This is a genomic window from Corallococcus sp. AB030 (assembly GCF_003668965.1).
In the GTDB taxonomy this organism is placed as follows: Bacteria; Myxococcota; Myxococcia; order Myxococcales; family Myxococcaceae; genus Corallococcus; species Corallococcus exiguus.
In genome coordinates, this window is the sequence record NZ_RAWQ01000487.1 from 1 (window position 1) to 478 (window position 478).

General features: G+C 50.8%; 1 pseudogene. It reads left to right on the forward strand.

Annotated features, from left to right (window positions below):
- Positions 1-478, forward strand: a pseudogene (ppnN, locus tag D7Y15_RS43730) (nucleotide 5'-monophosphate nucleosidase PpnN); the annotation flags it as partial.

Here is a 478-nt window from a genome sequence, read left to right on the forward strand (position 1 = left end):
GAAGAGTTGCTGTATTTGCTGGGAATTTTAATGAACCCGGCCAACAAAGATCAGGTTTTACCATTGATCCTCACCGGCCCGAAAGAGAGCGCCGACTACTTCCGCGTACTGGACGAGTTTGTCGTACATACGCTGGGCGAAAACGCGCGCCGCCATTACCGCATCATCATTGATGACGCCGCTGAAGTCGCTCGTCAGATGAAAAAATCGATGCCGCTGGTGAAAGAAAATCGCCGCGACACTGGTGACGCTTACAGCTTTAACTGGTCAATGCGCATTGCACCAGATTTGCAAATGCCGTTTGAGCCGTCTCACGAGAATATGGCTAATCTGAAGCTTTACCCGGATCAACCTGTTGAAGTGCTGGCTGCCGACCTGCGCCGTGCGTTCTCCGGTATTGTGGCGGGTAACGTAAAAGAAGTCGGTATTCGCGCCATTGAAGAGTTTGGTCCTTACAAAATCAACGGCGATAAAGAGA